Genomic DNA, 13,176 nt, shown 5'->3' on the forward strand with positions numbered 1-13,176 from the left:
CCGCGCGGCGGAGGTGGCCCGGCGGCGATAGGCCCGCTGGCGGCAGGCGTTGGAGCAGTAGCGCACGCGGTGCTGGTCGGCGAGCACCTGCCCGCAGACCGCGCAACTCCGCTCCGCCGACGACACCGCCGCCACGCTAGCAGCAGGTGGCCTGGTCAAAATTATGGTCACCCGATCAGCCGGGCCGCCCGGACGGCGTATCCATCGACCAGGGGTTTACGCCCGTTCGACGGAACCGATCGGCCCACGACACGGATGCGCAGCGATTCGGGCACGGCGAGGTGCGGCGCTGACGATCTTGGCAGAATGTGCGCCCGTGACCGCTAGGACGCTCATCTGGACTCCTGTGCCGACCGCCAAGCTGCAGATGCGGCTGCACGAGGAGGGCGAGGGACCGGCGGTGCTGGTCCCCGTGGGCTCCGGCACCGTGGTGCTGCCCGCCCTCACCGCGCGCTTCCCGCGTGCCGTGGCGCTGGCCCGCACCTGCCTGCGCATCGGCGAGCGGGCGCTCGCTGTGCGCTGGGACGACAACGCCGTCACCGCGCACCCCATCTACGAGAAGGCCCTGTACGGCTGGGCGTGGGGCGCGCACCGGGACGTGCTCACGCTGCTGGAGGCGACCAACCCGCGCGGCGGGGCGGCGCGGATCCTGCTGCGCGGCATGTTCCTCGTGCACAGCGACAAGCGGGACCAGCGCAGCCGGCACGACGCCGTGGCGCGGCACTTCGGCGAGACGCTGGACGCCGCCGACCAGGCCATGCTCAACTGTGTGCAGGACTGGCCGTCAGGCGGCCCGCAGGCGTTGGCGGCGCTGTTCACCGCCGCCGGGCGGGACGACGTGGCCCAGGTGGCGTCGCTGGTCGACGCCGGTCACGCCGACGCGTGGCTGGCCAAGCTGCCGGCCGACGCCAGCCGCAGGGCGGTGAAGGAGGCCCCGCTGAACACCGTGCTGCCGGTCGTGCCGGTCACGCAGGGGATGGCGCCGTCTTGACCTTCTTGCGGGAACCGGTGATGAACTTGCGGCCCGGCGTCTCCACGAACGTGAACAGGGCCCAGGACAGGCCCAGGCTGACGCCGAACATGGCCAGCACGACCACCAGCCCGGCCGGCGCGCTGAGGGAGATCGTGCCCGGCAGCAGCGTCTTCACGGCGCCGAGCACCAGCACGTGCACCATGTAGAACGAGAACGACCACTCGCCGAGCCGCTCCATCACCGGCAGCCGCCACACCGAGTGGGTGCCGCGCAGGTCGGCCAGCGCGGCCGCGGGGATCAGCAGGCTGAAGCCCAGCAGCGTGCAGAACGTGTTGCCGAAGGCGCTGGGCAGCGCCGGCACCACGAAGTAGCCGATCAGGGTCACGCCCAGCGCGACGTCGAGGCCCGGGCCGCGCCACCGGCCCAGCATCACCAGGCGGGCCAGCGCGATGCCGAGCGTGAACTCGCCGAGGCGGGCCAGCGGCAGGAAGTAGACCGGCCACGAGACCGGGTGCACGGTGATGGCGATCGGCACCGCGACCACGGCCAGCGCGCTGACCGCCGCGAACACGATCGCGCCGCGGGCCTGCAGGTGCCGGGCCAGCCGCCCGAACAGCGGGAACGTGACGTAGAACAGCAGCTCGCAGACCAGGGACCAGCTGACCGGGTCGAGGCTCTGGTAGTAGAAGTAGTCCGGGATCCACGAGTGCACCAGCAGCACGTTGGCCGCCAGCTGGCCGCCCGTCGGCACCATCTCGGAGCCGATGGTCAGGGCCAGCACCAGCGCCAGCAGCAGGCAGACCAGGTGCACCGGGTAGATGCGGGCGACCCGGCGGCGCAGGAAGCCCAGCGCGGTGTCCTTGGGCCGGGACGACCACATCAGCACGAAGCCCGACAGGATGAAGAAGAACGACACGCCGGTGCCGCCGGCCTGGAACACGGTGGCCATCACGTTGGCCGCCGGGCCGGGGCCGAAGAAGCCGAAGTTGCGGACGTGCATGCCGAACACCAGGAAGGCGCCGGCCCAGCGCAGGCCGGTCAGCGACGGCAGGCGCCCACCCAGTGACTCGGTCCCGGGGCTCGTGGTTCGGCCTGGGGTGGCCAGCTGAGTCAAGGTGCGTCCTTCGATCGGCTCGTCGGCGGCAGCAGCCGGCTACGGTACGACACCGGCCATAGCCCGTAAGACGGACGAGCTACTCGAATAGTTGGTCTGCCGGGGAGAATGCGTTCCGTAGCGTGATGGAGATCACGTTCGTGGTGGCCCTCTAAGCTGTGCGCGTGCCCCGTGTAGTCGTGCTGGATTACGGATCAGGCAACCTCCGCTCGGCCGAGCGCGCGCTGCGCCGCGTCGGCGCCGACGTCGAGGTGACCGCCGACCATCGTGCCGCGCTCGCCGCGGACGCCCTCGTGGTGCCCGGCGTCGGCGCGTACGCGGCGTGCATGACGGGCCTGAACGCCGTGCGCGGCGGCCGCATCATCGGCGAGCGGCTGGCCGGCGGACGGCCCGTGCTGGGCATCTGCGTCGGCATGCAGATCCTGTTCGAGCGTGGCGTCGAGCACGGCATCGAGTCCGCCGGCTGCGGCGAGTGGCCGGGCACCGTGGAACGCCTGCACGCCGACGTGTTGCCGCACATGGGCTGGAACACCGTGCGTGCCGCCGAGGGCTCCGTCCTGTTCGACGGCCTCGACGGCGACGCCCGGTTCTACTTCGTGCACTCCTACGGCGTGCGCAAGTGGGAGCTGGTGCCGGACAGCGACACCCTGAAGGCCCCGATGGTGACGTGGGCCAACCACGGCGAGGACTTCGTGGCCGCGGTGGAGAACGGCGCGCTGTGCGCCACCCAGTTCCACCCGGAGAAGTCCGGCGACGCCGGCGCGCACCTGCTGGAGAACTGGCTGGCCAGCACGCGATAGGGTCCTACCCGTGACGTTCTACCTGCTCCCCGCCGTTGATGTCGCCGACGGCAAGGCTGTCCGGCTGGTCCAGGGCGAGGCCGGCACCGAGACCTCCTACGGCGACCCGCTCGAGGCCGCGCTCGCGTGGCAGAACGACGGCGCCGAGTGGATCCATCTCGTCGACCTCGACGCCGCGTTCGGCCGTGGTTCCAACCGCGAGCTGCTCGCCGGCGTCGTCGGCAAGCTGGACGTGAAGGTGGAGCTGTCCGGCGGCATCCGTGACGACGAGTCGCTGGCCGCCGCGCTGTCCACCGGCTGCACCCGGGTCAACCTCGGCACCGCCGCGCTGGAGAACCCGCAGTGGTGCGCCAAGGCCATCGCCGAGCACGGCGACAAGGTGGCGGTGGGGCTGGACGTCCGGATCACCGAGCGGGGCCACCGGCTGGCCGCCCGCGGCTGGACCAGCGACGGCGGCGACCTGTGGGACGTGCTGGAGCGGCTGGACCGTGACGGCTGCTCCCGCTACGTGGTCACCGACGTGAGCAAGGACGGCACGCTGCGGGGCCCCAACGTCGAGCTGCTGCGCGCGGTCTGCGACCGGACCGACGCCCCCGTGATCGCCTCCGGCGGAGTGTCCAGTGTGGACGATCTCGTCGCGCTCTCGCGCCTGGCCGCGGACGGCGTCGAGGGCGCCATCGTCGGCAAGGCCCTCTACGCCGGCGCTTTCACTCTCCCCGACGCTCTCGCAGCAACTCGCTGAGCTTGGCCACGATGTGGCGCTCCAGCTCCTCGGTGTTCACGCCGAGGCCCGTGAGCACCTTGACGCCGATGCCCTCGCCCTCGGCCATCAGGCCGAGCAGGATGTGCTCGGTGCCGACGAAGTTGTGCTCCAGGCGCAGCGCCTCGCGCACGGCCAGCTCCAGCACCTTGCGCACCCTCGGCGTGAACGGGATGTGCCCGGTGACGGTCTCGCCGCCGGCCGGCGCCGCGACCTTCACCGCGGCGCGGACCTGCTCCTCGGTGAGGCCCTGCGCGATCAGGGCCTTCGCGGCCAGGCCGTCCGACAGCGAGATCAGCGCCAGCAGCACGTGCTCGGTGCCGATGTAGCCGTGGCCGGCGGTCTGGGCCTCGGTCTGGGACTGGGCCACGACCTTGCGGGCGAGGTCGGTGAAGCGGCTGAACGGGCCCCAGTCCAGCGGTTCGTCCTTGGGCACGAAGCGTTTCTGCGCGGCCTGCTTGCTCACGCCCATGCTGCGGCCGATGTCGGTCCAGGTGGAGCCGGCCCGGCGGGCCTGGTCCACGAAGTGGCCGACCAGGTGGTCGGACAGCTCCCCGAGGCGGTCGGCCAGCAGCACCGCCTCGGACAGCCGGTCCAGCGGGTCGCCGTCGGGGTGCAGCGTGGCGACCAGGGTGATCATGTCGTCGAGTCGTGGTGTGGTCATGCCGTCAACGTTAGGTTGACTCTGACGGCATTGTCAACCTTTGGTTGACGATCAGGTCCAGCGGCCCGAGGCCCCGTGCTTCCGCTGTGTTCGGTGCACCGTGGTGTCCGCGATGACCATTGTCGCCGCCAGCAGAATGAGGTCCTTGAGCACGTACTGGCCCTCCAGGGTGGGCATGTGGTCCGGCCCGCTGAACAGTTCCGCCGGCATCAGCGCCAGTGGCAGCAGAATTCCGATCGCCCACAGCGTCATCGGGTAGATCGCGATTCTGAGCCCGATATTCGTGATCAGCGACAGCCCGATCAGGCATTCCACCGTCGCGAACACGTCCATCGTCAGCCGGTCCGGCGCCAGGCCCAGGCTCAGCATCCGGCTCACCGTCTCCACCATGTGCTCCGCCGGGCTCAGGCCGGGGAAGTACTTGAGGAACCCAAAGACCAGAATGATTCCACCCATGCTGATCCGCAGCAGTATTACGCTGTTCCGGCTCAGCCACCGATGTATTCGCAGCTCCAGGTGTGCAATCGTTTGCAGCGTAGTCGACACGCGTGCCTCCGCAGGGAAGAGGATGTGCGGGTATGCGTGACCTCATGGCGGGTCCCGCCGTGCGTAGCGTATTGGTGGCGTGACGGCCGTTGCCATCCCGAGATGAACCTAGGTATGGCCGAAATTACCTAAGTTCACCACGCACGGTGACGACGCCGGCCCGGGAGTGGGTATTCAGCCCTTCCTGGCGAGTGCACTGCACGCTCGGGCGGGGGATGAGCGATCATGGCGTGGCAGGCTGCAAACAGACGTGAGGAGTTACCGAGTGACTGCGTCGTCGAGGGGTTGGCAAGGCCCACCCCAGTTCGATCACCCACTGACGATTGCCGAGTATGAACGCCTGCCTGAAGACACCGAACACCACTGGGAACTCCAGGAGGGCTCACTCGTGATGAGCCCCAGGCCGCGGCCACTTCATGTGTCGGTCCTGTCGGAGCTTCGCGACCAGATGAAGCCACAGTTGACTGGCAGTCTGCGCGCGTATCCGGAGATGGAGGTCAATCTGGAACTCCGTCCGCCGGATGCTCCTGGCAACGCCCGCTGTCCCGATCTGATTGTGGTTGAGTTGGAGGCCGTGCGCCGCGCGCAGTTGGAGGGCAGGCTGGTTCGGGCCTCGGAAGTGTGGCTAGCCGTGGAGATCGTGTCGCCCAGTTCGGTCCGGATGGACAACATCACCAAGCGTGGGGAGTATGCCGACGCTGGTATCCCGCACTACTGGATCATCGACACGGACGATCCGATCTCGTTGGTGGAGTGCCATCTTGCGGGTGAGTTCGGCTACCAGGACAACGGCGGTGTCACCGGCGAGTTCGTCACGTCGGTGCCGTTCCCGGTGACCATCGATCTGGACAGCCTGGACGAGCTCACCACGTAGGGTCGGCCCGGTGGCTGGACTGTTCATTCGGCGGGTGCGGCTCGACGAGCCGTCGACGGGGCGCTACCCCTTCACGCTGCCGGTGGTGCGGTGGCTGTCCGAAGTGGACGGTCTGGACCTCGGGGCGGGCGTGACGTTCCTGATCGGGGAGAACGGGGCGGGCAAGTCCACGTTGGTGGAGGCGATCGCGGTGGCGGCGGGGTTCAACCCGGAAGGGGGGAGCCAGGACTTCCGGTTCGCGACGAGGGCGACGGAGTCGTCGCTGGGGGACTACCTGACGCTGACGAGGGGGATCGGGAAGCCGAGGACGGGGTTCTTCCTGCGCGCGGAGTCGTACTACAACGTGGCGACGGAGATCGAGCGGCTGGGCGGCGACTCGATCCAGCACTACGGGGGACGCTCCCCGCACGAGCGGTCGCACGGGGAGTCCTTTCTGGACCTGGTGACGCACCGGTTCGGGCCCAACGGGCTCTACGTCCTGGACGAGCCGGAGGCGGCGCTGTCGGTGCGGGGGTGCCTGGCGCTGGTGGCGAGGATGGCGGAACTGGTGGAGCAGGACTGCCAGCTGATCGTGGCGACGCACTCGCCGATCCTGTTGTCGCTGCCGGGCGCGGCGATCCTGGAGGTCGGTGAGGACGGCGCGATCGAACGGGTGGAGTTCGACACGGCGCAGCCGGTGCGGCTGACCCGGGAGTTCCTGGCCGACCCGGACCGCTACCTGCGCCACCTGCTGGCCGGCCCGTAGGCTGGGGCCATGTCGGTCGCAGTCCGTGTGATCCCGTGTCTCGACGTCGACCGGGGTCGTGTTGTCAAAGGCGTCAACTTCACCGATCTCCGCGACGCGGGCGACCCGGTGGAGCTGGCGGCGGCCTATGACGCGGCGGGGGCCGACGAGCTGACGTTCCTGGACGTGACGGCCTCGTCGTCGGACCGGGAGACGACCTACGACGTGGTGCGGCGCACGGCGGAGCAGGTGTTCATCCCGCTGACGGTGGGCGGCGGCGTGCGCGCGCCGGAGGACGTGGACCGGCTGCTGCGCGCGGGCGCGGACAAGGTCAGCGTCAACACGGCGGCGATCGCCCGGCCGGAGCTGCTGCAGGAGTGCTCGCAGCGGTTCGGGGCGCAGTGCATCGTGCTGTCGGTGGACGCGCGGCGGGTGCCGGCGGACGGCCGGCCGACGCCGTCGGGCTTCGAGGTGACCACGCACGGCGGCCGTCGCGGCACGGGCATCGACGCCGTCGAGTGGGCGGCCCGCGGGCAGGAGCTGGGGGTCGGCGAGATCCTGCTCAACTCCATGGACGCCGACGGCACCAAGGCGGGCTTCGACCTGGAGCTGATCCGCCTGGTGCGGGCCCGGGTGAGCGTGCCGCTGATCGCCAGCGGCGGCGCCGGCCAGGTCGATCACTTCCCGCCGGCCGTGCAGGCCGGCGCGGACGCGGTGCTGGCGGCGAGCGTGTTCCACTTCGGCACGCTGTCCATCGGCGAGGTGAAGGACGAGCTCAGGGGCGCGGGAGTGGTGATCCGGTGAGACAGGTGCTGCCCGGGTCGTCCGCGCCCGTAGAGATCAAGATCGCGGCGCTGGTGCTGGCCGGCGGGGGACTGCTGTTCCTGCTGACGTTCCTGGTGCTGGGCATCCAGGCCGGCGACCTCGGCTCGATCATCCTGCCGGCGCCGGTGGCGGTGATCAGCCTGGGGCTGGGGGCGGGGCTGCTCGGGGGAATCCGGCCCGTGCGCATCCCGGCTCTACTGTGGACGGTGCTGTGCGCGCTGATCTACGCCTCGTTCACGCTGCTGGCGGTGGACGTCTGGATCGCCGTGCTCTCAGGGATTCTGGCCGCCGCGCACGTGTACTCGATCGTCATGCAGATCACCCTGCCCGCCCGCCGACACATGGGAAGCGCAACGTGACCGACACGCTCGACCCGGCGATTGCCCAGCGCCTCAAGCGAAACGCGGAGGGCCTGGTGTGCGCCGTGGCCCAGCAGCGCGGCACCGGCGAGGTGCTGATGGTGGCGTGGATGGACGACGCCGCGCTGCACCGCACCCTGACCACGCGCGAGGCGACGTACTTCTCCCGCAGCCGCGGGCAGCAGTGGATCAAGGGCGAGACCTCCGGCCACACGCAGCGAGTGCACGAAGTGCGCCTCGACTGCGACGGCGACACGATCCTGCTGGTGGTCGACCAGGAGGGCGGGGCCTGCCACACCGGCGACCGCACCTGTTTCGACGCCGGCAGCATTCTTGGCCCCGCCTCCGGCAGGGCGGGCTCGGCCGCTCGTGACCGGTGCCTTCCCTAGCCGGATTTCGATCGCCCGCGTCGGCTTGAGCGGTCGGTCGCGTCGCGTGGCGGCCGATCGAAATCCGGCGACGGTCCAGGCGCCGGCGCGGCCGAGCGGTCTATTGGGCTGAGGGCGGGCCTACAGGTTGCCGGTGAGGTAGCGCTGGAGGGTGGGGGCGATGGTGCGGACGATGGTCTCCATGTCGGCGGAAGCCAAGGGCTCTAGGCGGATCACGTAGCGGGCCAGGCCGAGGCCGGCCAGCTGGGAGCCGAACAGGCTCAGCCGAAGTTCGGGCTGGTCGACGCCGAGTTCACGGAGTATGCCGCCGAACACGGACGTGATGAACTCCCGCAGCATCTGCGCCGCCGACTCCTGGGTGGCGGCGCTGCGGACCAGTGTGGCGAAGGCCCCGCCGGCGCTGTTGTCCCAGGTCGTCACGAAGGTCCGCACCACCCGGACGGCCACCTGGTCGGCGGGCCCGTTGAGCACGGTCTCCTTGATCCATTCGGGTGTCACGGGCAGCTGCACGGCCGCGGCGAACAGGCCCTGCTTGCCCCCGAACCAGTGGTTGACCATGGCCGCGTCGACCTCGGCCCGGGCGGCGATGGCGCGTACCGTGGCACCGTCGAACCCCTGCTCGGTGAAGACTTCCCGGGCGGCCGCGAGCAAGGCGGCCTTGGTGTCCTCGCCGGCGGGCCGGCGGCCCCGCCGCTTCGGGTCGGTCACAGGCCCACCTCGCTGGCGCTCGGCGGGTCTGCGACCCAGGTCCCAGTGTTGAACGGTTCCCTCGCAAGCTCGGTCACGTCCACTCCTAATTTCAACAACCATTGAAATCTAGGGTCGCGTCGTCACGGCGTCAACCTCATGGAGCAGAATGGCAGTCATGGTCAGTGCCTTCGGGGAGGTCAGTCCCAGCCGCGAGGAGTTCCGCGCGCTGGCGGCGCAGCGCAGGGTCATCCCGGTCGTCCGCCGCCTGCTGGCGGACGCCGAGACGCCGGTGGGGGTGTACCGCAAGCTAGCCGCCGACCGACCGGGCACATTCCTGCTGGAATCGGCCGAGAACGGCCGCTCCTGGTCCCGCTGGTCCTTCGTCGGCGTGCGCAGCCCGGCCGCGCTGACCGTGATCGACGGCGAGGCGGCGTGGACGGGCACGCCCCCGGTCGGCCTGCCAGCCGGCGGGAACCCGATGGAGGCCCTGCGCGCCACCATCGAGATCCTGCGCACGGACCCGCTGCCCGACCTCCCGCCGCTCACCGGCGGCATGGTCGGCTTCATCGGCTACGACGCGGTGCGCCGCCTGGAGCGCCTGCCGGAGCTGGCCGAGAACGACCTCCAGGTGCCCGAGATGGTGATGCTGCTGGCCACCGACCTCGCGGCGCTCGACCACCACTCCGGCTCCATCACGCTGATCGCCAACGCCGTCAACTGGGACGACTCCGAGGAGCGCGTGGACGCGGCGTACGACGACGCCGTGCGCCGCCTGGACCAGATGACCGAGGAGCTGTCCACGGAGGCCCCGCCGACGGCGTCGGTGCTGCGGCCGGCCGAGGTGCGCCTGCGCCGCCGCCGCACGTCCGAGGAGTACGGCGCGGCCGTGGAGACGGCCAAGGAGGCCATCCGCGCGGGCGAGGCGTTCCAGGTGGTGCTGTCGCAGCGGTTCGAGATCGACACGACCGCCGACGCGCTGGACGTCTACCGCGTGTTGCGGACCACCAACCCCAGCCCGTACATGTACCTGCTGCGGCTGGAGGGCTTCGACATCGTCGGCGCCAGCCCGGAGGCCCTGGTCACGGTGCGCGAGGGCAAGGCGACCGCGCACCCGATCGCCGGCACGCGCTGGCGCGGGGCCGACGCCGACGAGGACGCGATGCTGGAGAAGGACCTGCTCTCCGACGCCAAGGAGCGGGCCGAGCACCTGATGCTGGTCGACCTGGGCCGCAACGACCTGGGCCGGGTCTGCCGCCCGGGCTCGGTGCACGTGGTCGACTTCTTCAAGGTCGAGCGGTACAGCCACGTGATGCACATCGTCTCCACGGTCACCGGCGAGCTGGACGAGGGCCGCACCGCCTACGACGCGCTGGCCGCCTGCTTCCCGGCCGGCACGCTGTCGGGCGCGCCCAAGCCGCGGGCCATGGAGCTGATCGAGGAGCTGGAGCCGACCCGGCGCGGCCTGTACGGCGGCATCGTCGGCTACCTGGACTTCGCCGGCGACGGGGACACCGCGATCGCCATCCGCACCGCGCTGGTCCGCGACGGCGTGGCCTACGTGCAGGCCGGCGCGGGCATCGTGGCCGACTCGAACCCGCAGGCCGAGGACACCGAGTGCCTGAACAAGGCGCGCGCGGTGCTGGCCGCCATCGCCACCGCGGAGACGCTGCGGCCGGCCCGCGAGTCGGTGACCGCCGATGTCTGACCGGCGTCCACTCTGGACGGTGGTGGGCCTGCTGGCGCTGGCCGCGCTGCTGCTCTGGGTGTCGTCGCTGATGACGTGGTCCTGGACGCAGCACAGCGACCCGCTGACCGGGGTGGTCACCACCAGGCTCAACGGCTCGGAGCGGGAGACCGCGCTCGTGCCGCTGGCGTGGGCGTCGCTGGCCCTGATCGCCGCCGTGGTGGCGACCGGGGGCCTGGTGCGGCGGATCGCCGGCGGGGTGGTGTTCCTGGTCGGCGTGGGCACGGTGTGGCTGGCCTTCGACGGGGTGGGCGAGGTCTTCGCGACGCACCCGGCCGCCTACCCGTTCTGGACGATCGCGGTCGGTCACGGCGTGGCGGTGCTGGCCGGGCTGGCCGTGACGCTGGCCGGTGTCCTGTTGGTCCGGTCCGGCCACCGGATGCCCCGTCTCGGGGCCAAATACCAGGCCCCGGCCCAGGCCAGGCGGGTGAGCGACCCGGACCGGGAGCTGTGGCAGGCGCTGGACTCGGGCTCGGACCCCACCGCCAGCCAGTGACGGAAGCGGCACGCGGCGTGATTGTTACCGGATAGGGCCTTGACTACCAGGGGGTCTTTCGGTGACCCGCCGTACGTGCCGGATGCGCCGCGGGGTTAGCATCAAATGCGGCGGGAAGGGGAAATGGCGTGTCCGTGCTCGACTCGATCATCGACGGCGTCCGCGCCGATCTGGCCGTGCGCGAGGCCCAGATCCCATTCGAGGTCATGAAGGAACGCTCCCAGACGGCGCCCGCGCCGCGGGACGTGATGACCGCCCTCAACGCGCCCGGCATCGGCGTCATCGCCGAGGTGAAGCGGCGCAGCCCGGCCCGCGGCGAGCTGGCCCCGGTGCTCGATCCTGCCGAGCTGGCAAGGGATTACGCCGCGGCCGGGGCCCGCGTGATCAGCGTGCTCACCGAGCGCCGGCACTTCGGCGGCTCGCTGGACGACCTGGACGCGGTGCGGGCCGCGGTCAGTGTTCCGTTGCTGCGCAAGGACTTCGTGGTCAGCCCCTACCAGGTGCACGAGGCGCGGGCGCACGGCGCCGACATGGTGCTGCTGATCGTCGCCGCGCTGGAGCAGAACGCCCTGGAGGCGTTGCTGGACCGCGTGGAGTCGCTGGGCATGGTCGCGCTCGTCGAGGTGCACAACGCCGAGGAGTGCGACCGGGCGCTGGAGGCCGGCGCGACGGTGCTGGGCGTCAACGCCCGCAACCTGCACACGCTGGAAGTGGACCGGGACGTGTTCTCCCGGCTGGCCCCGGGCCTGCCGTTCGACACCTACAAGGTGGCGGAGTCCGGTGTGCGCAGCCCCGGCGACCTGATGGCGTACGCGGGAGCCGGCGCCGATTCGGTGCTGGTGGGGGAAAGTCTGATCACCAGCGGGGATCCGAAGGCGGCCGTGACGCAGCTGGTCACCGCCGGCTCGCATCCGGCGTGCCCACGCCCGAGTCGCTAACGACCAGGTTCTGGGGAGACATGACCGACAAGCACGACCCGGATCAGCGCGGGTACTTCGGCGCGTACGGCGGCCGGTTCATGCCGGAGGCGCTCATCGCCGCGATGGACGAGCTGACCGCGGTGTACGAGAAGGCCCGGCTGGACCCGGAGTTCATCAACGAGTTCGACCGGCTGCTGCGTGACTACGCGGGGCGGCCCTCGCTGCTGACCGAGGCCAAGCGGTTCGCCGAGCACGCGGGCGGCGCGAAGATCCTGCTCAAGCGCGAGGACCTCAACCACACCGGCTCGCACAAGATCAACAACGTGCTGGGCCAGGCCCTGCTGACCAAGCGCATGGGCAAGAAGCGGGTCATCGCCGAGACCGGCGCCGGCCAGCACGGCGTGGCCACCGCCACCGCGTGCGCGCTGATGGGCCTGGACTGCGTGGTCTACATGGGCGAGGTCGACACCGAGCGGCAGTCGCTCAACGTGGCCCGGATGCGGCTGCTCGGGGCCGAGGTCATCCCGGTCAAGACCGGCTCCCGCACCCTCAAGGACGCCATCAACGAGGCCCTGCGGGACTGGGTGGCCAACGTCGAGGACACGCACTACCTGCTCGGCACCGCGGCCGGCGGCCACCCCTTCCCGGTGATGGTCCGCAACTTCCACCGCATCATCGGCATCGAGGCCCGCCAGCAGTGCCTCGACCTGATCGGCCGGCTGCCGGACGTGGTCGCGGCCTGCGTCGGCGGCGGCTCCAACGCCATCGGCATCTTCCACGGCTTCATCGACGACCCCGAGGTCCGGCTGGTCGGACTGGAGCCCGGCGGGCACGGCATCGACTCCGGCGAGCACGGCGCGACCCTGTCCGAGGGCACGCCCGGCATGCTGCACGGGGCCCGCTCGTACCTGCTGCAGGACGAGGACGGCCAGACCATGGAGGCCTACTCCATCTCGGCCGGCCTGGACTACCCGGGCGTCGGCCCGGAGCACTCGCACCTCAAGGACATCGGCCGCGCCGAGTACCGCCCGGTGACCGACGCCGAGGCCATGGACGCGATGATGCTGCTGTCCCGCACCGAGGGCATCATCCCGGCCATCGAGTCCTCGCACGCGCTGGCCGGCGCCATGGTGCTGGGCCGCGAACTGGGCCCGGACGGCGTGATCCTGGTGAACCTGTCCGGCCGCGGCGACAAGGACATGGGCACCGCCAACGCGTTCTTCAACCTCGTGCCGGAGAGTGATTCCTGATGTCGCTGCTCGCCGAGGGACGGTCCTCGCTGATCGGCTACCTGCCGG

16 protein-coding genes are annotated in these 13,176 nt (G+C 70.7%); 12 read left to right on the plus strand and 4 right to left on the minus strand.

The features are described from left to right. The first annotated feature begins 316 nt into the window (after positions 1-316). Positions 317-991, plus strand: coding sequence for a hypothetical protein (locus tag KUTG_RS35745; RefSeq protein WP_157494982.1), 675 nt, complete (start codon positions 317-319; stop codon positions 989-991). Here KUTG_RS35745 and KUTG_RS35750 read toward each other — a convergent pair. Continuing rightward, positions 966-2,087, minus strand: a complete 1,122-nt coding sequence (locus KUTG_RS35750; RefSeq protein ID WP_043723150.1) for an acyltransferase family protein — start codon at positions 2,085-2,087, stop codon at positions 966-968. The genes KUTG_RS35745 and KUTG_RS35750 overlap by 26 nt on opposite strands. A 164-nt stretch (positions 2,088-2,251) precedes the next feature. Between KUTG_RS35750 and hisH the strand changes: the two genes are divergently transcribed. Both hisH and priA read left to right on the plus strand, forming a co-directional pair. Beyond that, the gene (gene hisH, locus KUTG_RS35755; RefSeq protein ID WP_043731788.1) at positions 2,252-2,887 is read left to right on the plus strand and encodes an imidazole glycerol phosphate synthase subunit HisH; all 636 of its coding nucleotides are present in this window, start codon (positions 2,252-2,254) and stop codon (positions 2,885-2,887) included. Positions 2,888-2,897: 10 nt separating this feature from the next. Beyond that, on the plus strand, positions 2,898-3,629 hold the full coding sequence (gene priA, locus KUTG_RS35760) for a bifunctional 1-(5-phosphoribosyl)-5-((5-phosphoribosylamino)methylideneamino)imidazole-4-carboxamide isomerase/phosphoribosylanthranilate isomerase PriA (RefSeq protein WP_043723153.1): 732 nt from the start codon (positions 2,898-2,900) through the stop codon (positions 3,627-3,629). On the opposite strand, the gene KUTG_RS35765 is transcribed toward priA, so the two are convergent. Continuing rightward, positions 3,595-4,311, minus strand: a complete 717-nt coding sequence (locus KUTG_RS35765; protein WP_043723156.1) for a Clp protease N-terminal domain-containing protein — start codon at positions 4,309-4,311, stop codon at positions 3,595-3,597. The genes priA and KUTG_RS35765 overlap by 35 nt on opposite strands. Positions 4,312-4,362: 51 nt before the next feature. Continuing rightward, the gene (locus KUTG_RS35770) at positions 4,363-4,767 is read right to left on the minus strand and encodes a hypothetical protein (RefSeq protein ID WP_052395775.1); all 405 of its coding nucleotides are present in this window, start codon (positions 4,765-4,767) and stop codon (positions 4,363-4,365) included. Between the two features lie 355 nt (positions 4,768-5,122). Here KUTG_RS35770 and KUTG_RS35775 point away from each other — a divergent pair, with 355 nt between their 5' ends. Genes KUTG_RS35775 through hisI form a run of 5 tightly spaced genes read left to right on the plus strand, consistent with a single transcriptional unit; the run spans position 5,123 to position 8,028 of the window. After that, positions 5,123-5,731: a Uma2 family endonuclease gene (locus KUTG_RS35775; RefSeq protein ID WP_043723159.1), complete on the plus strand. Its 609-nt coding sequence runs from the start codon at positions 5,123-5,125 to the stop codon at positions 5,729-5,731. Positions 5,732-5,741: 10 nt separating this feature from the next. Beyond that, complete coding sequence (locus KUTG_RS35780) at positions 5,742-6,476, plus strand: AAA family ATPase (RefSeq protein WP_232241150.1); 735 nt, start codon at positions 5,742-5,744, stop codon at positions 6,474-6,476. Positions 6,477-6,485: 9 nt separating this feature from the next. Next, positions 6,486-7,259, plus strand: a complete 774-nt coding sequence (hisF, locus tag KUTG_RS35785; protein WP_043723161.1) for an imidazole glycerol phosphate synthase subunit HisF — start codon at positions 6,486-6,488, stop codon at positions 7,257-7,259. After that, positions 7,256-7,639: a hypothetical protein gene (locus tag KUTG_RS35790; RefSeq protein ID WP_043723163.1), complete on the plus strand. Its 384-nt coding sequence runs from the start codon at positions 7,256-7,258 to the stop codon at positions 7,637-7,639. Before hisF ends, KUTG_RS35790 begins: the two co-directional genes overlap by 4 nt. Continuing rightward, the gene (gene hisI, locus KUTG_RS35795; protein ID WP_052395776.1) at positions 7,636-8,028 is read left to right on the plus strand and encodes a phosphoribosyl-AMP cyclohydrolase; all 393 of its coding nucleotides are present in this window, start codon (positions 7,636-7,638) and stop codon (positions 8,026-8,028) included. The genes KUTG_RS35790 and hisI overlap by 4 nt, the downstream gene beginning before the upstream one ends. Positions 8,029-8,148: 120 nt before the next feature. Here hisI and KUTG_RS35800 read toward each other — a convergent pair whose 3' ends face one another. After that, complete coding sequence (locus tag KUTG_RS35800) at positions 8,149-8,736, minus strand: TetR/AcrR family transcriptional regulator (protein ID WP_043723165.1); 588 nt, start codon at positions 8,734-8,736, stop codon at positions 8,149-8,151. 157 nt (positions 8,737-8,893) lie between these two features. Between KUTG_RS35800 and KUTG_RS35805 the strand changes: the two genes are divergently transcribed. From KUTG_RS35805 to trpB, 4 genes are all read left to right on the plus strand, one after another. Then, positions 8,894-10,423 (plus strand): anthranilate synthase component I, encoded by a 1,530-nt coding sequence (locus tag KUTG_RS35805; protein WP_043723166.1) that lies wholly within the window; start codon positions 8,894-8,896, stop codon positions 10,421-10,423. After that, complete coding sequence (locus tag KUTG_RS35810) at positions 10,416-10,958, plus strand: Trp biosynthesis-associated membrane protein (protein ID WP_043723168.1); 543 nt, start codon at positions 10,416-10,418, stop codon at positions 10,956-10,958. Before KUTG_RS35805 ends, KUTG_RS35810 begins: the two co-directional genes overlap by 8 nt. A gap of 128 nt (positions 10,959-11,086) precedes the next feature. Beyond that, the gene (gene trpC / locus KUTG_RS35815) at positions 11,087-11,896 is read left to right on the plus strand and encodes an indole-3-glycerol phosphate synthase TrpC (protein ID WP_043723171.1); all 810 of its coding nucleotides are present in this window, start codon (positions 11,087-11,089) and stop codon (positions 11,894-11,896) included. Between the two features lie 20 nt (positions 11,897-11,916). Next, positions 11,917-13,128, plus strand: coding sequence for a tryptophan synthase subunit beta (gene trpB / locus KUTG_RS35820; protein ID WP_043723174.1), 1,212 nt, complete (start codon positions 11,917-11,919; stop codon positions 13,126-13,128). Positions 13,129-13,176 lie beyond the last annotated feature (48 nt).

Origin of the sequence: Kutzneria sp. 744, from assembly GCF_000568255.1 — a bacterium.
GTDB lineage: Bacteria > Actinomycetota > Actinomycetes > Mycobacteriales > Pseudonocardiaceae > Kutzneria.

Excerpts from the sequence above, each read along its gene's own strand:
- KUTG_RS35765 (WP_043723156.1), bottom strand. The coding sequence starts at position 4,311 with ATGACCACACCACGACTCGACGACATGATCACCCTGGTCGCCACGCTG.
- trpB (WP_043723174.1), top strand. The coding sequence starts at position 11,917 with ATGACCGACAAGCACGACCCGGATCAGCGCGGGTACTTCGGCGCGTAC.
- KUTG_RS35770 (WP_052395775.1), bottom strand. The coding sequence starts at position 4,767 with ATGGGTGGAATCATTCTGGTCTTTGGGTTCCTCAAGTACTTCCCCGGC.
- KUTG_RS35805 (WP_043723166.1), top strand. The coding sequence starts at position 8,894 with ATGGTCAGTGCCTTCGGGGAGGTCAGTCCCAGCCGCGAGGAGTTCCGC.
- KUTG_RS35810 (WP_043723168.1), top strand. The coding sequence starts at position 10,416 with ATGTCTGACCGGCGTCCACTCTGGACGGTGGTGGGCCTGCTGGCGCTG.
- hisF (WP_043723161.1), top strand. The coding sequence starts at position 6,486 with ATGTCGGTCGCAGTCCGTGTGATCCCGTGTCTCGACGTCGACCGGGGT.